The following is a 19,161-nucleotide window of genomic DNA, read 5'->3' on the forward strand; positions in this document are numbered from 1 at the left end:
AACAGACGTTACAGGATCAATCAAATTACCAGAAGGTATGGAAATGGTTATGCCTGGAGACCACATCGATATGAATGTTGAATTAATAACTCAAGTAGCAATGGACGAAGGTTTAAGATTCGCTATCAGAGAAGGTGGAAGAACTGTAGGTTCAGGTGTTGTTACTAGCATCATAGAATAATTTTAGAATTATATAATGTTTAAATTTAAACTTGGTTATAAAGAGTAGAGGAGACGTCTTCTACTCTTTTTTGTATAAAAAAATATAACTTATATTAAGGCGTTAAAGTTATATAAAGTGTAGTGAAAATTTATGTGATAACAAGGCTTAAGAATAATAGTTTAAATTTAGTAGGTGTTAAAAATTTAGTTAAATAGGTGTTGTTATTTATAAAATTACTAAACTTTGGATAATATATAAGTATTAAGCATTAAATACATAATAAAGTTCTTGAAAATCAATAAAAAAGAATATAAAATAAAGTACAGTTGAGATGAAAAACAGCTAAGATTACCAAAATAAAAATTAAAAATAATGTAATTAAAAAACTTGAAAACATTAATGAAAAATAGTATAATAAAGAAGTTGCAGAGCAAACAGCGATGAATCAAGAGGTTGCCGGACTTCCGGGTAATTCTTGATGAGTATGTCTGGATCTAGAATCCGACGACAGGGAATTTGTTAGACTGTGTTTAAAAGTGCGAAACACCAGGAACAGTTTACAGATAACCGCTGTTGTGCGTTAGAAGTAAAGCGTACATGAAAAGGAGGGAAACCAAGATGTCAAAACAAAAAATAAGAATAAGATTAAAGGCTTTTGATCACACAATATTAGATCAATCAGCTGAAAAAATCGTTGAAACTGCTAAATCAACAGGAGCTAAGGTTGCTGGTCCAGTACCATTACCAACAGAAAAAGATGTTGTTACAATATTAAGAGCAGTTCACAAATACAAGGACTCTAGAGAACAGTTCGAAATAAGAACTCACAAGAGACTTATAGATATCGTTAATCCATCACCAAAAACTGTTGATGCATTAATGAGATTAAATCTACCAGCAGGTGTAGATATCGAAATAAAGCTTTAATAGCAAAACTTTTAAATAGAGATTGAACTATTATGATTGTGTTACAATCCGCTAATTAGTTTGGGAGGTGTAAGTAAAATGAAAAAAGCTATTATAGGTAAGAAAATAGGAATGACTCAAATTTTCAATGAAAATGGAAAGATGATTCCTGTAACAGTAGTGGAAGCAGGTCCATGTGTTGTTGTTCAAAAGAAGACAACAGAGAAAGATGGATATGAAGCTATCCAAGTTGGTTTTGGAGAAATAAGAGAAAAATTAGTTAACAAGCCAGCTAAAGGACATTTTGCTAAAGCAGGAGTTTCATTAAGAAGAACACTTAAAGAATTCAAGCTTGAAAATGCTAGCGAATATGAAGTTGGTCAAGAAATAAAGGCTGACGTTTTTGCAGTAGGAGATAAGGTTGATGTGTCAGGAATTTCTAAAGGTAAGGGATTCCAAGGTGTAATTAAGAGATGGAATGCTCAAAGAGGACCAATGTCACACGGTTCTAAGTTCCATAGAGCAGTAGGTTCAATGGGAGCATCATCAGATCCATCAAGAACATTTAAGAATAAACATATGCCAGGTCACATGGGCGCTGTTAATACAACAGTATTAAACTTAGAAGTAGTTAAAGTTATAGCTGAAAAGAATTTAATACTAATAAAGGGTGGAATCCCAGGACCTAATAAAGGTACAGTAGTTATTAGAAATACAGTTAAGGCTTAATTTCTGTAAGAAAGGAGGACGCACAGGATGCCTACAGTAGGATTATTTAATAAAGAAGCAAAACAAGTTGGAGAAATCCAATTAAACGATAATGTTTTCGCAGTTGAAGTTAATAAGGATGCAATGCACCAAGTAGTTGTTGCATTACTTGCAAACAAGAGACAAGGAACTCAATCAGCTAAGACAAGAGCTGAAGTAAGAGGAGGCGGAATCAAGCCTTGGAGACAAAAGGGAACAGGTAGAGCAAGACAAGGTTCTATAAGAGCTCCACAATGGATTAAGGGTGGTGTTGTTTTTGCACCAAAGCCAAGAGATTACAGAATGTCAGTACCAAAGAGCATGAGAAGAGTAGCTATGAAGTCTGCATTAACTTGTAAGGTTCAAAATGAAGAAATGATCGTTTTAGAAAATCTTGAATTTGAAGCAATCAAGACTAAGTCTATGGCAGAAATGCTAAAAGCTTTCAATGCTAATAAGACATTAATAGTAACAGCTGAATCAAACGAAGTAGTTTATAAGTCAGCTAGAAATATTGAAGGAGTTTCAGTAATTCCTGTAAACAACATCAATGTTTATGATTTACTAAAGTTTGAAAAAGTGATCATGACTAAAGATGCTGTATCAAAGATTGAGGAGGTGTACGCATAATGAAGTTAACAAGCCATGATATAATAAGAAAGCCTGTTATAACTGAAAAGACTATGACAGCTATGGCAGAAAATAAGTACACTTTCATAGTTCACATTAATTCAAACAAGTCTCAAATAAAGAGAGCTGTTGAAGAAGTGTTTGGAGTTAAAGTTGCTAACGTTCAAACTATAAGAACTATGGGAAAAACTAAGAGAATGGGCGTACATGTAGGAAAGAGATCTGACTACAAGAAAGCTATTGTAACACTTGCAGCAGATAGCAAGGGAATAGAATTCTTTGAAGGATTACAATAGTTGAATAAAGGTGATTTATTGGTGTAAAACACCAGATAAGCTGTAAGAAGGAGGTAACAAAATGGCAGTTAAAAAGTTTAAACCAACTACCCCTTCAAGAAGAGAAATGACAATGGCAACATTTGAAGAAATAACAACAAATGTACCAGAAAAATCACTTCTTGTTTCTTTAAAGAAAAACGGTGGTAGAAATGCTCAAGGTAAAATAACTGTTAGACATCGTGGTGGCGGTGCTAAGAGAAAGTATAGAATAATAGATTTCAAGAGAAATAAGGATGGTGTTCCAGCAAAGGTTGCTACAATAGAATACGATCCAAATAGATCAGCATACATTGCTTTAGTAGTATATGCAGATGGGGAAAAGAGATACATAATAGCTCCAGCTGGTTTAGTTGTAGGAGATGTAGTTGTATCAGGACCAGAAGCAGATATCAAAGCAGGTAATGCTCTTCCATTAAAGAATATACCAGTTGGTACAGTTGTTCACAACATAGAGTTACAAGCTGGAAAAGGAGCTCAATTAGTTAGATCTGCAGGAGCTTCAGCTCAATTAATGGCTAAAGAAGGAGACTACGCTACATTAAGATTACCTTCAGGCGAAATGAGATATGTAAGAATCGAATGTAGAGCTACTGTAGGAACTGTATCTAACTCAACTAATGATATAGTTAATATAGGTAAAGCAGGTAGAAAGAGACACATGGGTTGGAGACCTACTGTTAGAGGTTCTGTAATGAACCCTTGCGATCACCCTCATGGTGGTGGTGAAGGTAGATCACCAATCGGTAGACCAAGTCCAGTTACTCCATGGGGTAAACCAGCACTTGGATACAAGACTAGAAAGAATAAGAAGTATTCTGATAGATTTATCATTAAGAGAAGAAACGATAAGTAATATGAAGAGAACCTATTCTCTTCATGGCTTATCAGCCTAAGGTTAGTGAAGGGAGGCAATATAAGTGAGTAGATCAACAAAAAAAGGACCTTTTGTCCATGAAGGATTAATTAAAAAGATTGAAGAAATGAATGCAAATGGTGAGAAAAAGGTTATAAAGACTTGGTCAAGAAGTTCAACAATTTTCCCACAAATGATAGGTCATACAATAGCTGTTCACGATGGAAGAAAGCATGTTCCTGTATATGTATCAGAAGATATGGTTGGACATAAGCTTGGAGAGTTCGCTTTAACTAGAACTTTCAAAGGGCACGTGGACACAGATAAGAAGTCTAAAAGATAGTATAGGCGCCAGGAAAGGAGGAACAAGATATGGAAGCTAAGGCTATAGCTAAGTATGTAAGAATGTCTCCAATTAAGGTAGGAGCAGTTACAGATTTAATAAGAGGAAAAGATGTTAAAGAAGCTTTTGCTATTTTACAATATACTCCAAGAGAAGCAGCAGTAGTTATTAACAAAGTTTTAAAATCAGCTGTTGCAAATGCAGAAAACAATTTTGCATTAGATACTGATAAATTATATGTTTCAGAAATACACGTTGGTCAAGGTCCAACATTAAAGAGATTTAGACCAATGGACCATGGTAAAGCGTTTAAGATTCTTAAGAAAACAAGCCACATAACTGTAGTTGTTAAAGAAAGAGCTTAGAAGAAGGAGGGAAAGATAAGTGGGTCAAAAAGTACATCCTCACGGACTTAGAGTAGGTGTTATCAAAGAGTGGGATGCAAAGTGGTATGCTAATAAAAAAGACTTTGCTGATAACTTAGTTGAAGATAACAAGATCAGAGAATATGTAAAAAAAGAATTATTCTCAGCAGGTATTTCAAAGATCGAAATAGAAAGAGCTGCTAAGAGAATCAAGTTAAACATACACACTGCAAAGCCAGGTGTTGTTATAGGAAAAGGTGGAGCTGGAATCGAAGCCTTAAAGCAAAAGATAAATAAGTTAATTGGCGGAAAGAATGTTTTAATAAACATTGTTGAAGTTAAGAATGCTGAAGCAGATGCTCAATTAATGGCAGAAAATATTGCTGCTCAATTAGAAAAGAGAGTCTCATTCAGAAGAGCTATGAAGCAAACAATTCAAAGAGCTATGAAACACGGAGTAAAAGGTGTTAAAACTGCTTGTTCAGGAAGATTAGGAGGAGCAGAAATAGCTAGAACAGAACAATATCATGAAGGAACAATTCCACTACAAACTTTAAGAGCAGACATTGATTATGGATTTGCTGAAGCAGATACAACATACGGTAAGATCGGAGTTAAGGTTTGGGTTTATAATGGAGAAGTTCTTCCAACTAAAAAAGTTGAAAAGGAAGAAGTTGACGCGTAAGAAAGGAGGAATAGATCATGTTAATGCCTAAAAGAGTAAAGCATCGTAAGGTACAACGTGGTAGAATGAAAGGTAAAGCTACAAGAGGAAATTTCCTTGCTTATGGAGATTTCGGTATTCAAGCTACTAGTTGTGGTTGGATTACAAGTAATCAAATCGAGGCAGCCAGAATTGCTATAAATAGATACATCAGAAGAGGAGGAAAACTTTGGATAAAGATTTTCCCAGATAAGCCAGTAACTGAAAAACCAGCTGAAACAAGAATGGGTTCAGGTAAAGGTTCGCCAGAATATTGGGTAGCAGTAGTTAAGCCTGGTAGAGTTTTATTTGAGTTATCAGGAGTTAATGAAGAAGTTGCAAGAGAAGCTATGAGACTTGCATCACACAAACTTCCTGTAAAAACAAAGTTTGTTACAAGAAGAGATTTTGAGGAAATGGGTGGTGAAGAATAATGAAGGCTAGAGAATTAAAAGAATTAAGAGCAAATAATCCTCAAGATTTACAAGCTAAATTAGGAGATTTAAAAGCTGAATTATTCAACTTAAGATTCCAATTAGCTACAGGACAATTAGAAAATCCTATGAGAATAAGAGAAGTTAAGAAATCTATAGCCCAAATAAAAACCATCTTAAGAGAAGAAGAGCTAAAGGTTCAACAGTAATCGGAAGGAGGTATTCTTTAAATGGAACAAAGAGCACTAAGAAAGAAAAGAATTGGTAGAGTTGTTTCTGACAAAATGGATAAAACTATCGTAGTTGCTGTTGAAACTAAGGTAAGACATCCGTTATATGGTAAGACTGTTAACAGAACTACTAAGTTTAAAGCTCATGATGAAAATAATGAAGCTAGAATAAATGATAGAGTATTAATAATGGAGACTAGACCATTATCTAAAGATAAGAGATGGAGACTTGTTGAGATAGTTGAAAAAGCAAAATAAGCTTTAAAGACTGAAAGGAGGGTAATTCAATGATACAACAACAAACCTTACTAAAGGTAGCAGATAACTCAGGTGCAAAAGAAATCATGTGTATCAGAGTTTTAGGCGGATCTAAGAGAAAGTTCGGTAACATTGGAGATGTAATAGTTGCTAGCGTTAAAAGTGCAACACCAGGCGGAGTTGTTAAAAAAGGTGACGTAGTAAAGGCTGTTATAGTTAGATCTGTAAGAGGATTAAGAAGAGCAGATGGTTCATACATTAAGTTTGATGAAAATGCTGCAGTTATAATAAAAGATGATAAGCAACCAAGAGGAACTCGTATCTTCGGACCAGTTGCTAGGGAGCTAAGAGATAAAGAATTTAATAAAATCTTATCATTAGCACCTGAAGTTCTATAATAGAGGAGGTGGCTAACTTGAAGGTACATGTAAGAAAGAACGACACAGTTGTAGTTATTTCAGGAAAAGATAAAGGAAAAACTGGAGAAGTTTTAAAAGTATATCCTAAGACAGGAAAGGTTCTTGTAAAAGGAGTTAACATAGTTAAGAAGCACCAAAAGGCTACTAGAAATCAAGCCGAAAGTGCTATTATAGAAAAGGAAGCTGCTATATACAGCTCAAAGGTTATGTTATATTGTACAAAGTGCAAGAGTGCAACTAGAATTAGCAATAAGTTATTAGAAGACGGAGCTAAGGTAAGAGTTTGCAAGAAGTGCGGAGAAACATTCTAGAATCTGAAAGGAGGTAAATCAATATGACAAGACTTCAAGAAAAGTACGAAAAAGAAATTATACCAGCTATGATTGAAAAGTTTGGTTATAAAAATATAATGGAAGTTCCAAGACTTGAAAAGATAGTAATCAATATGGGTGTTGGAGAAGCTAAAGAAAATCAAAAGGTTTTAGAAGCAGCAGTTAACGATTTAACATTAATAGCTGGTCAAAAGCCAATATTAACTAGAGCAAAGAAATCTGTTGCTAACTTTAAGATAAGAGAAAATATGCCATTAGGATGTAAAGTTACATTAAGAAAAGCAAAGATGTATGAATTTGCTGATAAGCTAATGGCAATCGCTCTACCAAGAGTTAGAGACTTCAGAGGTGTTTCAAGCAAGTCATTTGATGGAAGAGGAAACTATTCACTAGGAATTAAAGAGCAATTAATATTCCCAGAAATAGAGTACGATAAAATCGATAAAGTGAGAGGAATGGATATAATCTTCGTAACTACAGCTAACACTGACGAAGAAGCAAGAGAATTATTAAGATTCCTTGGAATGCCATTCGCTCAATAATAAGGAGGGAAAGTCGTGGCACGTAAAGCTATTATTGAAAAGTGGAATAAGACACCTAAATATAAAACAAGAGCTTATACAAGATGTAGAATATGTGGTAGACCACATGCAGTACTTAAAAAGTTCGGTATATGCCGTATTTGTTTCAGAGAACTTGCTTATAAGGGACAAATCCCTGGATGCAAGAAAGCAAGCTGGTAATATCGATTCATAGAGCGAAAGGAGGCACATTAAATGGTTATGACAGATCCTATAGCAGATTTGCTAACTCGTATTAGAAACGCAAATGCTGTAAGACATGAGGTAGTAGAAGTACCTTCTTCAAATGTAAAGAAGGCAATAGCAAATATATTATTACAAGAAGGATATATTAAAGAAATAGATGAGTACAATGATGGTGTTGTACCAATGTTAAGAATATCTCTTAAATACGGTTCTAACAAAGAAAGAGTTATTACTGGAATAAAGAGAATATCTAAGCCAGGATTAAGAGTTTACTGTAAAAAAGATGAAACTCCAAAGGTGTTAAACGGATTAGGAATAGCTGTTATATCAACTTCTAAGGGAATAATGGTTGATAGAGAAGCTAGAAAGATGGGACTAGGCGGAGAAGTAGTTTGCTACGTTTGGTAGTATCTTATATAGGAAGTAACTAGATAGATTAAATATATGTTTGTACGAGAAGAATACAGGAGGTGCAATTATGTCAAGAGTAGGTAGATTACCAATAGCTATTCCTGCTGGCGTAACTGTAACTGTATCAGCAGATAATGTTGTTACAGCTAAGGGACCAAAAGGTGAGCTAGTAAATGCTATGCACAAAGACATTAAGATAGTGGTTGAAAACAACGAAGTTGTTGTTACTAGACCTAGTGATGTAAAAGAGCACAGAGCTCTTCACGGATTAACAAGAGCACTTATTAATAACATGGTAATTGGAGTTAACGAAGGTTACCAAAAGACTTTAGAATTAGTAGGTGTTGGTTATAGAGCTCAACTACAAGGAAAGAAACTTGTAATGAACCTTGGATACTCACATCCAGTTGAAATAGAACCAATGAATGGAATTACTTTCGAAACTCCTGCTGCAACAAAAGTTGTTATCAAAGGTATAGATAAGCAAGTTGTTGGAGCACAAGCGGCTGATATCAGACGTTGGAGAAAGCCAGAACCATATAAGGGTAAAGGAATTAAATTCGAAGGCGAAGTAATCAGACGTAAAGAAGGTAAAACTGGTAAGAAATAATAGAAAGGAGTGAGCTTTATGTTCAAGAAGGTAGACAAAAAAGCAAGTAGAGTAAAACGTCACCTTAGAGTTCGTAAGAAAGTTTTCGGTACTCCTGAAAGACCAAGACTTTCAGTATACAGAAGTGAAAAAAATATTTATGCACAAATAATTGATGATATAAATGCTGTAACTATAGTTTCTGCTTCAAGCTTAGAAAAAGACTTCTCTGCAAAGGGCGGTAACAAAGAAGGTGCTAAACTTGTAGGAGAACTAGTAGCTAAGAAGGCATTAGAAAAAGGAATTAAAGATGTTGTGTTCGACAGAGGTGGATATGTATATCACGGAAGAGTACAACAATTAGCAGAAGCTGCTAGAGAAGCAGGATTAAATTTCTAAAAAATAAGGAGGGAAATACATGAGAATCGATCCTAGTCAACTAGACCTTAAAGAAAAGGTTGTTTATATAAACAGAGTTACTAAGGTTGTTAAGGGTGGTAGAAACTTCAGATTCAGCGCTCTAGTTGTTGTTGGTGACGAAAACGGACACGTTGGAGTTGGAATGGGAAAATCTATCGAAATTCCAGTAGCAATCAAAAAGGGAATAGAAGATGCTAAGAAAAACTTAGTAAAAGTTTCTATGGTTGGAACAACTGTTCCTCATGAAATATATGGAACTTTCGGAACAGGAAAAGTTCTTATAATGCCAGCTAAAGAAGGTACAGGAGTTATTGCTGGGGGTCCTGCAAGAGCTGTACTTGAATTAGCAGGATTAAAGGATGTTAGAGCTAAGTCATTAGGTTCAAACAATCCAAGAAACATGGTAAATGCAACTATCAACGGATTAGCAAACTTAAGAACAGCTGAAGATATAGCTAAATTAAGAGGAAAATCTGTTGAAGAGATTCTAGGTTAGGAGGGAATTGGCGATGGCTAAGTTAAGAGTTACTCTAGTTAAGAGCTTAATAGGTAGAAAGAAAGACCATATCGCTACTGCAAATGCCCTAGGACTAAAGAAAATTGGTAAAACAGTAGAAAAAGAGGAAACTCCTCAAATAAAAGGTATGATTAAGAAGATTGACTATTTACTAAAGGTAGAAGAAGTATAATTTAGAGGAGGTGTACTGATAATGAAACTTCATGAATTAAAGCCAGCAGCAGGTAGCAAAAAGGCTCCTAAGAGAGTTGGTAGAGGTACTGGTTCTGGTTTAGGTAGAAATGCCGGAAAAGGTGAAAAAGGACAAAACGCTAGATCAGGCGGTGGAGTAAGACCAGGTTTTGAAGGAGGTCAAATGCCTCTTTACAGAAGACTTCCAAAGAGAGGTTTTACAAATATATTTGCTAAGAAGATCGTTAGTATTAATGTGGATAGATTAAATATATTTGAAAACGGAACTGAAGTTACTCCTGAAGTATTACTTGAGAAGAGAGTAATAAGTAAAGTTATGGATGGAGTTAAGATTCTTGGAAACGGAAACTTAGAAAAGAGCTTAACTATAAAAGGATGTAAACTTTCAAAATCTGCAGTAGAGAAGATCGAAGCAGCTGGAGGAAAAGTTGAGGTGATTTAATATGCTATCAACCCTACGTAATGCCTGGAAGGTTCCAGAATTGAGAAAAAAATTCTGTTGGACAATATTTTTAGTAGCGATTTTCAGGATGGGAACTCATATTCCTGTTCCTGGAATCAATGCTGAATTTATATCAAGAATACAAGAGATGACTCAATCTGGGTTACTTGGTTTCTATGATTTAATATCTGGTGGAGCATTTAGTAACTTTAGTATATTAGCATTAGGTGTAACACCATATATTAATGCATCAATTATAATGCAATTATTAACAATAGCTATTCCATCTTTAGAGCAACTATCTAAAGAGGGGCAAGAGGGTAGAAAAAAAATACAAAATGCTACTCGTTATGTGGCTATTGTAATTGCTATAATATTAGCTATTGGTTCAGTAGCTTCATTTGGTTCACAAGGTGCAATGATATCTAGTTCAAGCTTAGAATTAGTTATAGTAATAATGTCCCTTGTTGTTGGATCAACATTCTGTATTTGGTTAGGAGATCAAATTACAGTTAAGGGATTTGGTAATGGAACATCAATATTAATTTTTGTTAATATTATTTCTAGATTACCACTTACAGTTAGTAAAGTTTTAAGTTTAGAAGTAGATAAAGTAGCATTAGCTTTATTTATAGTAGCTGTTATTGCTCTATTAGCAATATCTATTTTCTTTAGTCTTGCTGAAAGAAAGATTCCAGTACAATATGCAGGTAAAGCTGTTGGTAATAAAGTTATGAAAGGACAATCTACACATATTCCATTAAGTATAATAAGTGCAGCTGTAATTGCAATTATATTTGCAATGTCAGTAATGGGATTTCCAAAGGCTATAGCTCAGTTTTTCCCTAATAGCAGTGTTTCACAATGGATTATAGGTAGTAGTTACAGCATCTTTAATGAAAAGACATGGATGTATCCTGTAATATTTGCTTTATTAACAGTATTCTTTACTTGGTTCTATAATGAAGTTACTTTAAAACCAGATGAGATGGCTGAAAATCTAAATAAGTCAGCAGGTTTTGTTCCTGGAATAAGACCAGGTGAGCAAACAACTGAGTATTTTGAAAAAATATTAGCTAGAGTATCAATTATAGGTGGTGTATTTGCTGCATTTTTAGCAGTAACTCCTATTTTAGTGGAACAATACACACCATTTAAAGGAATTCAATTTGGTGCAACAGCAGTGTTAATTGTAATAGGAGTAGCAATGGACTTCTCAAGACAATTACAATCTCAAATGGTGATGCGTCATTATGAAGGATTTCTTAAATAGAAAATAAAATGGAGATGATGCCCGTGAAGATTATATTACTAGGTCCTCCTGGTGCAGGAAAAGGAACACAGGCAAAATCAATTAGTAATAGATATTCAATTCCTCATATTTCAACAGGAGATATTTTTAGAAAGAATATTTCAGAAAATACTCCACTTGGAATAGAAGCTAAAAAGTATATTGATAATGGTCAGTTAGTTCCTGATCAAGTTACAATAGATATGGTAAAAGATAGACTTCAACATGATGATTGTGAGAATGGATATTTATTAGATGGCTTTCCAAGAACGGTAAGCCAAGCAGAAGCTCTTCAAGAGTTCTTACAAAAGAGAAAAGAGTCTTTAGATACTGCTTTATGTATAGAGGTACCTAGAGATTTTATACTTGAAAGAATGACAGGAAGAAGAGTATGTCCATCATGTGGGGCAAGTTATCACATAAAATTTAATCCACCGATTGAAGGTAAGTGTGAGCTTTGTGGTTCGGATGTAGTTCAAAGAAAAGATGATACAGAAGAAACAGTAAAAGAAAGACTTGATGTATATGAGAGACAAACACAACCACTAATTGATTTCTATAAGGAGAGAGAGTTACTTTCTACAGTAGATGGTACAAAAGCTATTAATGAAGTGTTTGAAAGTATTTGTACTATATTAGGAGAGCCAGTTTAGTGATTATTATAAAGAATAATAATGAACTTAACTATATGAGGAAATCAGGCCGAATAGTAGCAGAAACATTATTATTAATAGAAGAAAAAATAAAACCTGGTATAACTACAGCAGAGTTAGATAAGATAGCAGAGGAGTTTATTATTGAACAAGGAGCCAAACCTTCTTTTAAGGGATTGTATGGATTTCCTTCATCACTTTGTATATCAATCAATGAGCAAGTAGTTCATGGAATACCAGGAGCCTATAAGTTAACTGAGGGCGATATTGTAAGTGTAGACTGTGGTGCTGCTTTTGAAGGTTTTCATGGAGATGCAGCAAGAACTTTTTCAGTAGGAAATGTTTCACAAGAAGCACAAAAGTTAATTGAAGTTACGAAAGATTGTTTTTTTGAGGGAATTAAATTTGCTCATATAGGAAACAGACTAACGGATATTTCACATGCAATTCAAACGTATGTTGAACATTCAGGTTTCTCAGTTGTAAGAGATTTCGTAGGTCATGGAATCGGAAGAAATCTACACGAAGATCCTGAAGTACCCAATTTCGGTATGCCGGGTAGAGGTCCAAAGTTAAGAGAAGGAATGGTATTAGCAATTGAACCTATGGTTAATGTGGGTGATTGCAAAGTACTAACTCTATCTGATGGGTGGACTGTTGTTACAAAAGATAGGAAACTATCAGCACATTATGAAAATACTGTTGCGATTTTACCAGATGGGCCCGAAATATTAACACTAATAAAATAATAGTGTTGCTTAGTTATAAATTCGTAATGTTACGATTTATACTAAGGTAATCATCGAGGTGAATAATTTGCAAAACAATGACTTGATTGGAAAAGTAGTACTATCAAAAGCTGGAAGAGATAAGAATCATTTATATATAATAACTAATCAGATTAATAGTGAATATGTACTAGTAGCCGATGGTAATATTAAAACTATAAATAATCCTAAGAAAAAGAATCTTAAGCATTTAAGTATTCTATGTGATATAGATGAAGAGATAAAATTGTCGATTTTAAGAAATGAGAAAAGTACTGATTTAAAGATTAAGAGACTTCTAAAATTAAAGGGCATTGTTAAGGAGGGTTGATTACCTTATGTCAAAAGACGATGTTATAGAAATGCAAGGTACTGTTCTAGAATCATTACCCAATGCTATGTTCCAAGTTGAACTTGAAAGTGGGCACACAATTCTAGCACATATATCAGGCAAATTAAGAATGAACTTCATAAGAATTCTGCCTGGAGATAAGGTTACAGTAGAATTATCTCCATATGATTTAAGTAGAGGTAGAATTACATGGAGAGCAAAATAAAGTAGTATAAAATCTACTGTTACTAATACAAGGAGGGTTAGCTATGAAAGTAAGACCATCAGTTAAGCCTATTTGCGAAAAGTGCAAGATCATAAGAAGAAAAGGAAGAGTAATGGTAATCTGTGAAAATCCAAAGCACAAGCAAAAACAAGGCTAATATAAAATAATATTAGACAAAAAATACAAATTAGGCATTTAAAATTTATTGACTTTTTTAGTAAAGTCAAATATGATTATATAGTCAATAATCTAATAATTAGGTTTTAGGAGCGGCTGCATTGGTGAAAATACCACTAATGACCTAAACTTTATTATATATATTAAATTACTATAAAATCTATTTTTTAAGGCATTTTAATTACCAGGAGGTGTAAATTTTAATGGCAAGAATAGCAGGTATTGACCTACCAAGAGAAAAAAGAGTTGAAATAGGTCTAACATATATATTCGGAATTGGTTTAGCAACATCTCAAAAGATTTTAGCTGAAACTGGAATAAATCCGGATACAAGAGTTAAAGATTTAACTGAAGATGAAGTTAATGCAATTAGAACATTTATAAAAGAAATGAATGTTGAAGGTGATTTAAGAAGAGAAGTTGCTTTAAACATTAAGAGATTACAAGAAATCGGATGCTACAGAGGAATTAGACATAGAAAAGGTCTTCCAGTTAGAGGACAAAAAACTAAGACTAATGCGAGAACAAGAAAAGGTCCTAAAAAGACTATCGCTAATAAGAAGAAGTAATAAGGAGGGAAGATAATGGCAGCTCAAAAAGTTAAAAAGACTAGAAGAAGAAAAGAAAGAAAAAACGTTGAGCATGGTGCTGCACACATCAAGTCAACTTTCAATAACTCAATAGTTACTTTAACGGATGCAGCAGGAAATGCTTTATCATGGTCAAGTGCTGGAGCTCTAGGATTTAGAGGTTCAAGAAAGAGTACTCCTTTCGCAGCGCAAATGGCAGCTGAAACAGCAGCTAAGGCAGCAATGGAGCATGGATTAAAGAGCATCGAAGTATATGTAAAGGGACCAGGTGCAGGTAGAGAAGCAGCTATAAGATCCCTACAAGCAGCAGGATTAGAAGTAACTTTAATTAAAGACGTTACTCCTATCCCTCATAATGGATGTAGACCACCAAAAAGAAGAAGAGTCTAGTATTAACCATCATAGGAGGTGTAATTAATGGCAAGATATACTGGAGCTACATGTAGATTATGTAGAAGAGAAGGTATGAAACTGTTCCTTAAAGGGGATAGATGTTATACAGATAAATGCGCTTTTGCAAGAAGAAGCTATGCGCCAGGACAACATGGAGCTAGCAAGAAGAAGTTATCAAACTACGGAATTCAATTAAGAGAAAAGCAAAAAGCTAAGAGAATATACGGAGTTTTAGAAAGCCAATTCAGAAATTACTATGAAAAGGCTGAACACATAAAAGGAATTACTGGTGAAAACTTATTAAAGTTATTAGAATTAAGACTTGATAACGTAGCATATAGATTAGGATATGGTGCATCAAGAAATGAAGCTAGACAACTAGTAACTCATGGACATTTCTTAGTAAATGGAAAGAAAGTAGATATTCCATCATACAAAGTTTGTGTAAATGATGTAATAACTGTTTGTGAAAAAAGTAGAGGAAGCGAAAAGTTCAAGACTTTCGTTGAAAATCCAAAGACTTTACCAAAATGGTTAGAAGCAAATATCGAAAACTACGAAGGCAAAGTAGTTGCTGAACCAACAAGAGAAGATATTGACGTTCCTGTTAATGAAACGCTTATCGTCGAGTTATACAGCAAGTAGTATATTAATATTTGTTAATCATACATTTCGTATGATTACAAATATGAGAATCAGTTGCCCTCAAAATAAGGTTGCCATTTTAAATATAAGGAGGGTTTGTGTATGTTAGAGATTGAAAAGCCAATAATTGAGTGTGTAGAATCAAACGAAGATGGTACTTACGGTAAATACGTAGTAGAACCACTTGAAAGAGGATACGGAATTACTTTAGGTAATGCTCTTAGAAGAATTTTATTATCATCTTTACCAGGTGCTGCAACAACATCAGTTAAAATTGATGGAGTTCTTCATGAGTTCTCAACAGTTACTGGAGTTAAAGAGGATGTTACAGAATTAATTCTTAACATTAAAGCTTTAGCTTTGAGAATGAATGGTGAAGGTCAAAAGACAATTTATATAGATGCAAAAGGTCCTGGAGTTGTAACAGGAGCAGATATAAAGACTGACGGTGACGTAGAGGTTGTTAATAAGGATTTACATATTGCAACGCTTGATGAAAACGGAAGACTTTATATGGAACTAACAGTAAACAAAGGTAGAGGATATGTTACTCAAAATAAAAATAAGAGTGAAGATTTACCAATATCCGCTATTGCTGTAGACTCAATATACACACCAGTTAAGAGAGTTAACTTTACAGTTGAAAATACTAGAGTTGGTCAAATTACTGACTATGATAAGTTAACTTTAGAAATCTGGACTAATGGTACAATTAAGATTGATGAGGCTATAAGCTTATCAGCTAAAATTCTTATAGAACATTTCAAGTTATTCATGTCATTAACTGACAATACGAATGATGTTGAAATTATGATAGAAAAAGAAGAAGATAAAAAAGAGAAAGTACTAGAGATGACTGTAGAAGAGCTAGATTTATCAGTTAGATCTTATAACTGTTTAAAGAGAGCTGGAATTAATACAGTTCAAGAACTTGCATCAAAGTCAATGGATGATATGATGAAAGTAAGAAATTTAGGAAAGAAATCTCTTGAAGAAGTTGAAAGAAAATTAAAAGAACTAGGCTTAGGTTTAAGACTAAACGATGAGTAAGGAGGTAAATCCATGGCAGGTTATCGTAAGTTAGGTCGTCCTACTGACCAAAGAAGAGCTATGCTAAGAAGTCTTGTAACAAGTTTCTTAAAATACGGTAAGATTGAAACAACTGAAACTAGAGCTAAAGAAGCAAGAAGCCTTGCTGAAAAAATGATTACTCTTGCGAAGAAGGGTGATTTACATTCAAGAAGACAAGTTCTAGCTTTTGTACAAGAAGAAGCTGTTGTAAAGAATCTTTTTGATAATATAGCTCCACAATACGCTGAAAGAAACGGTGGATATACAAGAATGTATAAGAAAGGTCCTAGAAGAGGGGACGGAGCTGAAATAGTTATACTTGAATTAGTATAATAATAAGGGGATTAAGTTGATACTTAGTCCCCATTTTGTAATATAAAAATATATTTTTAGAGTATAAAGAGTGTTCTATATAGTCTAAAGATATATGTCAAATAGGAGGTAGTATATGGATAACTTTATGATAGACATAGATAATGTAACCTTTAAATATGCATCAACTGAAGAACAAGAGGGTAAGGTGGTAATTAAAGGGGTTAATTTAAAAGTATCTAAAGGTGAATTTGTAGTAGTGCTAGGACATAATGGGTCTGGAAAATCAACTATTGCAAAACATATTAATGCATTGTTAACACCTTCATCGGGTACTGTATTAGTGGATGGGATGGATACAAAAGATCAGCAAAACTTATGGGATATTAGAAGCAAAGCAGGAATGGTTTTTCAAAACCCAGACAATCAACTTGTAGCAACAATAGTTGAAGAAGATGTAGCTTTTGGTCCTGAAAATTTAGGGGTAGATCCTAAGGAGATAAGAAAGCGCGTTGATGATAGTCTTGCTAAGGTTGGGATGAGTGAGTATAAGAGACATGCTCCACATTTATTATCTGGTGGGCAAAAGCAAAGAGTTGCAATAGCAGGAGTTTTAGCTATGCAACCTGATTGTATTGTATTTGATGAGCCTACTGCAATGTTAGACCCTAGTGGTAGAAAAGAAGTTATAAACAACATTAAAGAGTTAAATAAACAGCACAATATTACTATAGTCTTAATAACTCATTATATGGATGAAGCAGCACAAGCTGATAGAATTATAGTTGTTGATGATGGCCAAATTAGGATGGAAGGAACACCTAGAGAAGTATTTTCTAAAGTTGATGTTATGAAAAAAATAGGATTAGATGTTCCGCAAGTTACTGAGTTAGCTTATGAATTGAGAAAAGAAGGTATAGATATAAGTACTGAAATTTTAAATATAGATGAGATGGTGGATGCAATATGTCAATTAAAATAGAAAGTTTAACACACATTTATATGCCTGGAAGTCCATTTGAGAAAGTTGCTTTAAAGGATATTAATTTAACAATAAATGATAATGATTTTGTAGCTTTGATTGGGCATACAGGTTCAGGAAAATCAACTTTAATACAACATCTAAATGGATTATTATCTCCTACAAAAGGGAAAATATATATTGATGATATAGATATAACGGAGAAAAATGTAAAGTTAGTAGATATCAGAAAAAAGGTTGGTTTAGTATTTCAATATTCAGAATATCAGTTATTTGAAGAAACAATAGAAAAAGATATTGAATTTGGACCAAAAAATCTTGGGTTATCTGATGAAGAAATACATCAAAGAGTAGTTAAAGCTATGGAAATGGTAGGATTGGATTATAATGAGTATAAAGATAAATCACCATTTGATTTAAGTGGTGGACAAAAAAGAAGGGTAGCAATAGCTGGAGTAATTGCAATGAATCCTAAAACATTAATTCTTGATGAACCTACAGCTGGTTTGGATCCAAAGGGAAGAGATGATATATTAACTCAGATTAAAAAGTTACATGATGACTATGGAATGACTATAATACTTGTTAGTCATAGCATGGAGGATGTAGCCAATATTGCTGATAAAGTTATAGTGATGAATAATGGAAGTGTAGAGTTACAAGGTCCTATTGATACTGTATTTAAAGAAGTAGAGAAATTAGAGAGTATTGGATTAGCAGTGCCACAGGTAACATATTTAATGTTGAAGCTAAAATCATTGGGATTTGATGTATCAGATGGTATTTATACAATAAAACAAGCCAAAGAAGAAATAATTAAGCTTCTTAACAAGAATAACTAAGGAGGTGGAATTATGTTAAAGGATATAACTATTGGACAGTATATACCTGGTGAATCATTTACACACAAATTAGATCCGAGAACAAAAATAATAATAGCTATATTATTCATTGCTTCTTTATTTATAATAAATAAGTTTGTTGGATATATTTTAGTAATTGCCTTCTTAGGAGCTATAATATCAAATGCTAAAATTCCAGTTAAATTTATTTTTAAAGGATTAAAGCCGATTTTATTTTTAATAATATTAACTGCTGCATTAAATATATTTATGATAAAAGGTACTGCTGATACATTAGTATTTGAGTTGGGGTTTATTAAGATATATTTAGAAGGATTGAGAACAGCTGCATTTATGGCCTTGAGGTTGGTATTTTTAATTACAGGAACTTCATTGCTAACTCTTACAACATCTCCTATAGAATTAACAGATGGAATAGAAAGGTTATTAAGACCTATTGGAAAAGAAATAGCACATGAACTAGCAATGATGATGACTATTGCTTTGAGATTTATTCCTACATTAACAGAAGAGACAGATAAAATAATGAAGGCTCAAAAAGCAAGAGGAGCAGATTTTGAGACAGGAAATATTATTCAAAAAGCTAAGAGTTTAATACCTTTATTAGTTCCTTTATTTATAAGTTCTTTTAGAAGGGCTGATGAATTGGCAATGGCAATGGAAGCTAGATGCTATAGAGGTGGTGCTGGGAGAACTAGAATGAAAGAATTGCAGTTTGAGTCTATAGATATTATAGCTTTTGGCATTTTTTCTGTTCTATTTATTGGAAGCTTTATAATAAGATTTGTTTTGTAAGGTGTA

General features: G+C 33.6%; 35 protein-coding genes and 1 pseudogene. All 36 read left to right on the forward strand.

The window, feature by feature from the left end:
- Window positions 1–181 (forward strand): annotated as a pseudogene (gene tuf / locus KIB46_RS07760) (elongation factor Tu); the annotation flags it as partial.
- 600 nt (window positions 182–781) lie between these two features.
- A complete protein-coding gene (gene rpsJ, locus KIB46_RS07765; protein WP_021876938.1) occupies window positions 782–1,090 on the forward strand; it encodes a 30S ribosomal protein S10 in 309 nt (102 codons plus the stop codon).
- 78 nt (window positions 1,091–1,168) lie between these two features.
- Window positions 1,169–1,798 (forward strand): 50S ribosomal protein L3, encoded by a 630-nt coding sequence (gene rplC, locus KIB46_RS07770; RefSeq protein ID WP_027098786.1) that lies wholly within the window; start codon window positions 1,169–1,171, stop codon window positions 1,796–1,798.
- A gap of 27 nt (window positions 1,799–1,825) precedes the next feature.
- Window positions 1,826–2,446 (forward strand): 50S ribosomal protein L4, encoded by a 621-nt coding sequence (rplD, locus tag KIB46_RS07775; protein ID WP_027098787.1) that lies wholly within the window; start codon window positions 1,826–1,828, stop codon window positions 2,444–2,446.
- Window positions 2,446–2,742 (forward strand): 50S ribosomal protein L23, encoded by a 297-nt coding sequence (gene rplW, locus KIB46_RS07780; protein ID WP_291671352.1) that lies wholly within the window; start codon window positions 2,446–2,448, stop codon window positions 2,740–2,742. Before rplD ends, rplW begins: the two co-directional genes overlap by 1 nt.
- Before the next feature lie 61 nt (window positions 2,743–2,803).
- Complete coding sequence (gene rplB / locus KIB46_RS07785) at window positions 2,804–3,637, forward strand: 50S ribosomal protein L2 (protein WP_156561983.1); 834 nt, start codon at window positions 2,804–2,806, stop codon at window positions 3,635–3,637.
- Window positions 3,638–3,701: 64 nt separating this feature from the next.
- Entirely contained in the window at window positions 3,702–3,980 is a 279-nt protein-coding gene (rpsS, locus tag KIB46_RS07790) for a 30S ribosomal protein S19 (RefSeq protein ID WP_027098790.1), read from the forward strand.
- Between the two features lie 29 nt (window positions 3,981–4,009).
- Window positions 4,010–4,345, forward strand: a complete 336-nt coding sequence (rplV, locus tag KIB46_RS07795; protein WP_049179288.1) for a 50S ribosomal protein L22 — start codon at window positions 4,010–4,012, stop codon at window positions 4,343–4,345.
- Window positions 4,346–4,364: 19 nt separating this feature from the next.
- Window positions 4,365–5,030: a 30S ribosomal protein S3 gene (gene rpsC / locus KIB46_RS07800; RefSeq protein WP_156561985.1), complete on the forward strand. Its 666-nt coding sequence runs from the start codon at window positions 4,365–4,367 to the stop codon at window positions 5,028–5,030.
- 17 nt (window positions 5,031–5,047) lie between these two features.
- A complete protein-coding gene (rplP, locus tag KIB46_RS07805; RefSeq protein ID WP_027098793.1) occupies window positions 5,048–5,482 on the forward strand; it encodes a 50S ribosomal protein L16 in 435 nt (144 codons plus the stop codon).
- Window positions 5,482–5,691, forward strand: a complete 210-nt coding sequence (gene rpmC / locus KIB46_RS07810) for a 50S ribosomal protein L29 (protein WP_027098794.1) — start codon at window positions 5,482–5,484, stop codon at window positions 5,689–5,691. The genes rplP and rpmC overlap by 1 nt, the downstream gene beginning before the upstream one ends.
- A 21-nt stretch (window positions 5,692–5,712) precedes the next feature.
- On the forward strand, window positions 5,713–5,970 hold the full coding sequence (gene rpsQ / locus KIB46_RS07815; RefSeq protein WP_027098795.1) for a 30S ribosomal protein S17: 258 nt from the start codon (window positions 5,713–5,715) through the stop codon (window positions 5,968–5,970).
- Window positions 5,971–5,999: 29 nt separating this feature from the next.
- A complete protein-coding gene (rplN, locus tag KIB46_RS07820) occupies window positions 6,000–6,368 on the forward strand; it encodes a 50S ribosomal protein L14 (protein WP_027098796.1) in 369 nt (122 codons plus the stop codon).
- Between the two features lie 17 nt (window positions 6,369–6,385).
- On the forward strand, window positions 6,386–6,700 hold the full coding sequence (gene rplX, locus KIB46_RS07825; protein ID WP_027098797.1) for a 50S ribosomal protein L24: 315 nt from the start codon (window positions 6,386–6,388) through the stop codon (window positions 6,698–6,700).
- Between the two features lie 23 nt (window positions 6,701–6,723).
- Window positions 6,724–7,263: a 50S ribosomal protein L5 gene (gene rplE / locus KIB46_RS07830; protein WP_027098798.1), complete on the forward strand. Its 540-nt coding sequence runs from the start codon at window positions 6,724–6,726 to the stop codon at window positions 7,261–7,263.
- A 15-nt stretch (window positions 7,264–7,278) separates the two neighbouring features.
- Complete coding sequence (locus tag KIB46_RS07835; RefSeq protein ID WP_027098799.1) at window positions 7,279–7,464, forward strand: type Z 30S ribosomal protein S14; 186 nt, start codon at window positions 7,279–7,281, stop codon at window positions 7,462–7,464.
- 33 nt (window positions 7,465–7,497) lie between these two features.
- Window positions 7,498–7,896 (forward strand): 30S ribosomal protein S8, encoded by a 399-nt coding sequence (gene rpsH, locus KIB46_RS07840; RefSeq protein ID WP_027098800.1) that lies wholly within the window; start codon window positions 7,498–7,500, stop codon window positions 7,894–7,896.
- Between the two features lie 70 nt (window positions 7,897–7,966).
- Window positions 7,967–8,509: a 50S ribosomal protein L6 gene (rplF, locus tag KIB46_RS07845; RefSeq protein ID WP_027098801.1), complete on the forward strand. Its 543-nt coding sequence runs from the start codon at window positions 7,967–7,969 to the stop codon at window positions 8,507–8,509.
- Window positions 8,510–8,527: 18 nt separating this feature from the next.
- Window positions 8,528–8,887: a 50S ribosomal protein L18 gene (gene rplR, locus KIB46_RS07850; protein WP_027098802.1), complete on the forward strand. Its 360-nt coding sequence runs from the start codon at window positions 8,528–8,530 to the stop codon at window positions 8,885–8,887.
- A 19-nt stretch (window positions 8,888–8,906) separates the two neighbouring features.
- Window positions 8,907–9,404 (forward strand): 30S ribosomal protein S5, encoded by a 498-nt coding sequence (rpsE, locus tag KIB46_RS07855; protein ID WP_027098803.1) that lies wholly within the window; start codon window positions 8,907–8,909, stop codon window positions 9,402–9,404.
- Window positions 9,405–9,417: 13 nt separating this feature from the next.
- Entirely contained in the window at window positions 9,418–9,597 is a 180-nt protein-coding gene (rpmD, locus tag KIB46_RS07860; protein WP_027098804.1) for a 50S ribosomal protein L30, read from the forward strand.
- Window positions 9,598–9,618: 21 nt separating this feature from the next.
- Window positions 9,619–10,059 carry a 50S ribosomal protein L15 gene (rplO, locus tag KIB46_RS07865; protein ID WP_027098805.1) on the forward strand — a complete coding sequence of 147 codons (441 nt, stop codon included), beginning with the start codon at window positions 9,619–9,621 and terminating at the stop codon, window positions 10,057–10,059.
- Between the two features lies 1 nt (window position 10,060).
- A complete protein-coding gene (secY, locus tag KIB46_RS07870) occupies window positions 10,061–11,332 on the forward strand; it encodes a preprotein translocase subunit SecY (RefSeq protein WP_027098806.1) in 1,272 nt (423 codons plus the stop codon).
- Between the two features lie 23 nt (window positions 11,333–11,355).
- Window positions 11,356–12,003 (forward strand): adenylate kinase, encoded by a 648-nt coding sequence (locus tag KIB46_RS07875; RefSeq protein WP_027098807.1) that lies wholly within the window; start codon window positions 11,356–11,358, stop codon window positions 12,001–12,003.
- Entirely contained in the window at window positions 12,003–12,752 is a 750-nt protein-coding gene (map, locus tag KIB46_RS07880) for a type I methionyl aminopeptidase (RefSeq protein WP_291671353.1), read from the forward strand. Before KIB46_RS07875 ends, map begins: the two co-directional genes overlap by 1 nt.
- 67 nt (window positions 12,753–12,819) lie before the next feature.
- On the forward strand, window positions 12,820–13,101 hold the full coding sequence (locus KIB46_RS07885; protein ID WP_291671354.1) for a KOW domain-containing RNA-binding protein: 282 nt from the start codon (window positions 12,820–12,822) through the stop codon (window positions 13,099–13,101).
- Window positions 13,102–13,108: 7 nt separating this feature from the next.
- Window positions 13,109–13,327 (forward strand): translation initiation factor IF-1, encoded by a 219-nt coding sequence (gene infA / locus KIB46_RS07890; protein ID WP_027098810.1) that lies wholly within the window; start codon window positions 13,109–13,111, stop codon window positions 13,325–13,327.
- 43 nt (window positions 13,328–13,370) lie between these two features.
- Window positions 13,371–13,484, forward strand: coding sequence for a 50S ribosomal protein L36 (gene rpmJ, locus KIB46_RS07895; protein WP_003448032.1), 114 nt, complete (start codon window positions 13,371–13,373; stop codon window positions 13,482–13,484).
- Window positions 13,485–13,707: 223 nt separating this feature from the next.
- A complete protein-coding gene (gene rpsM / locus KIB46_RS07900; protein ID WP_027098811.1) occupies window positions 13,708–14,073 on the forward strand; it encodes a 30S ribosomal protein S13 in 366 nt (121 codons plus the stop codon).
- Window positions 14,074–14,088: 15 nt separating this feature from the next.
- Complete coding sequence (gene rpsK / locus KIB46_RS07905; protein ID WP_021876963.1) at window positions 14,089–14,484, forward strand: 30S ribosomal protein S11; 396 nt, start codon at window positions 14,089–14,091, stop codon at window positions 14,482–14,484.
- Window positions 14,485–14,511: 27 nt separating this feature from the next.
- Entirely contained in the window at window positions 14,512–15,132 is a 621-nt protein-coding gene (gene rpsD / locus KIB46_RS07910; protein WP_027098812.1) for a 30S ribosomal protein S4, read from the forward strand.
- A gap of 102 nt (window positions 15,133–15,234) precedes the next feature.
- Entirely contained in the window at window positions 15,235–16,182 is a 948-nt protein-coding gene (locus tag KIB46_RS07915) for a DNA-directed RNA polymerase subunit alpha (protein ID WP_027098813.1), read from the forward strand.
- A gap of 12 nt (window positions 16,183–16,194) precedes the next feature.
- Window positions 16,195–16,536: a 50S ribosomal protein L17 gene (gene rplQ / locus KIB46_RS07920; RefSeq protein WP_027098814.1), complete on the forward strand. Its 342-nt coding sequence runs from the start codon at window positions 16,195–16,197 to the stop codon at window positions 16,534–16,536.
- A gap of 115 nt (window positions 16,537–16,651) precedes the next feature.
- Entirely contained in the window at window positions 16,652–17,497 is an 846-nt protein-coding gene (locus KIB46_RS07925) for an energy-coupling factor transporter ATPase (protein ID WP_055254553.1), read from the forward strand.
- Window positions 17,482–18,339 (forward strand): energy-coupling factor transporter ATPase, encoded by an 858-nt coding sequence (locus tag KIB46_RS07930; RefSeq protein WP_291671355.1) that lies wholly within the window; start codon window positions 17,482–17,484, stop codon window positions 18,337–18,339. The genes KIB46_RS07925 and KIB46_RS07930 overlap by 16 nt, the downstream gene beginning before the upstream one ends.
- A 12-nt stretch (window positions 18,340–18,351) precedes the next feature.
- Window positions 18,352–19,155, forward strand: coding sequence for an energy-coupling factor transporter transmembrane protein EcfT (locus KIB46_RS07935; RefSeq protein ID WP_156561995.1), 804 nt, complete (start codon window positions 18,352–18,354; stop codon window positions 19,153–19,155).
- Window positions 19,156–19,161: the final 6 nt, after the last annotated feature.

The organism is Clostridium sp., assembly GCF_018372875.1.
Taxonomy (GTDB): Bacteria; Bacillota; Clostridia; order Clostridiales; family Clostridiaceae; genus Clostridium.

Excerpts from the sequence above, each read along its gene's own strand:
- rpsJ (WP_021876938.1), top strand. The coding sequence starts at position 782 with ATGTCAAAACAAAAAATAAGAATAAGATTAAAGGCTTTTGATCACACA.
- rplC (WP_027098786.1), top strand. The coding sequence starts at position 1,169 with ATGAAAAAAGCTATTATAGGTAAGAAAATAGGAATGACTCAAATTTTC.
- rplD (WP_027098787.1), top strand. The coding sequence starts at position 1,826 with ATGCCTACAGTAGGATTATTTAATAAAGAAGCAAAACAAGTTGGAGAA.
- rplW (WP_291671352.1), top strand. The coding sequence starts at position 2,446 with ATGAAGTTAACAAGCCATGATATAATAAGAAAGCCTGTTATAACTGAA.
- rplB (WP_156561983.1), top strand. The coding sequence starts at position 2,804 with ATGGCAGTTAAAAAGTTTAAACCAACTACCCCTTCAAGAAGAGAAATG.
- rplV (WP_049179288.1), top strand. The coding sequence starts at position 4,010 with ATGGAAGCTAAGGCTATAGCTAAGTATGTAAGAATGTCTCCAATTAAG.
- rplP (WP_027098793.1), top strand. The coding sequence starts at position 5,048 with ATGTTAATGCCTAAAAGAGTAAAGCATCGTAAGGTACAACGTGGTAGA.
- rpmC (WP_027098794.1), top strand. The coding sequence starts at position 5,482 with ATGAAGGCTAGAGAATTAAAAGAATTAAGAGCAAATAATCCTCAAGAT.
- rpsQ (WP_027098795.1), top strand. The coding sequence starts at position 5,713 with ATGGAACAAAGAGCACTAAGAAAGAAAAGAATTGGTAGAGTTGTTTCT.
- rplN (WP_027098796.1), top strand. The coding sequence starts at position 6,000 with ATGATACAACAACAAACCTTACTAAAGGTAGCAGATAACTCAGGTGCA.
- rplE (WP_027098798.1), top strand. The coding sequence starts at position 6,724 with ATGACAAGACTTCAAGAAAAGTACGAAAAAGAAATTATACCAGCTATG.
- rpsH (WP_027098800.1), top strand. The coding sequence starts at position 7,498 with ATGGTTATGACAGATCCTATAGCAGATTTGCTAACTCGTATTAGAAAC.
- rplF (WP_027098801.1), top strand. The coding sequence starts at position 7,967 with ATGTCAAGAGTAGGTAGATTACCAATAGCTATTCCTGCTGGCGTAACT.
- rplR (WP_027098802.1), top strand. The coding sequence starts at position 8,528 with ATGTTCAAGAAGGTAGACAAAAAAGCAAGTAGAGTAAAACGTCACCTT.
- rpsE (WP_027098803.1), top strand. The coding sequence starts at position 8,907 with ATGAGAATCGATCCTAGTCAACTAGACCTTAAAGAAAAGGTTGTTTAT.
- rpmD (WP_027098804.1), top strand. The coding sequence starts at position 9,418 with ATGGCTAAGTTAAGAGTTACTCTAGTTAAGAGCTTAATAGGTAGAAAG.
- rplO (WP_027098805.1), top strand. The coding sequence starts at position 9,619 with ATGAAACTTCATGAATTAAAGCCAGCAGCAGGTAGCAAAAAGGCTCCT.
- secY (WP_027098806.1), top strand. The coding sequence starts at position 10,061 with ATGCTATCAACCCTACGTAATGCCTGGAAGGTTCCAGAATTGAGAAAA.
- infA (WP_027098810.1), top strand. The coding sequence starts at position 13,109 with ATGTCAAAAGACGATGTTATAGAAATGCAAGGTACTGTTCTAGAATCA.
- rpmJ (WP_003448032.1), top strand. The coding sequence starts at position 13,371 with ATGAAAGTAAGACCATCAGTTAAGCCTATTTGCGAAAAGTGCAAGATC.
- rpsM (WP_027098811.1), top strand. The coding sequence starts at position 13,708 with ATGGCAAGAATAGCAGGTATTGACCTACCAAGAGAAAAAAGAGTTGAA.
- rpsK (WP_021876963.1), top strand. The coding sequence starts at position 14,089 with ATGGCAGCTCAAAAAGTTAAAAAGACTAGAAGAAGAAAAGAAAGAAAA.
- rpsD (WP_027098812.1), top strand. The coding sequence starts at position 14,512 with ATGGCAAGATATACTGGAGCTACATGTAGATTATGTAGAAGAGAAGGT.
- KIB46_RS07915 (WP_027098813.1), top strand. The coding sequence starts at position 15,235 with ATGTTAGAGATTGAAAAGCCAATAATTGAGTGTGTAGAATCAAACGAA.
- rplQ (WP_027098814.1), top strand. The coding sequence starts at position 16,195 with ATGGCAGGTTATCGTAAGTTAGGTCGTCCTACTGACCAAAGAAGAGCT.
- KIB46_RS07925 (WP_055254553.1), top strand. The coding sequence starts at position 16,652 with ATGGATAACTTTATGATAGACATAGATAATGTAACCTTTAAATATGCA.
- KIB46_RS07930 (WP_291671355.1), top strand. The coding sequence starts at position 17,482 with ATGTCAATTAAAATAGAAAGTTTAACACACATTTATATGCCTGGAAGT.
- KIB46_RS07935 (WP_156561995.1), top strand. The coding sequence starts at position 18,352 with ATGTTAAAGGATATAACTATTGGACAGTATATACCTGGTGAATCATTT.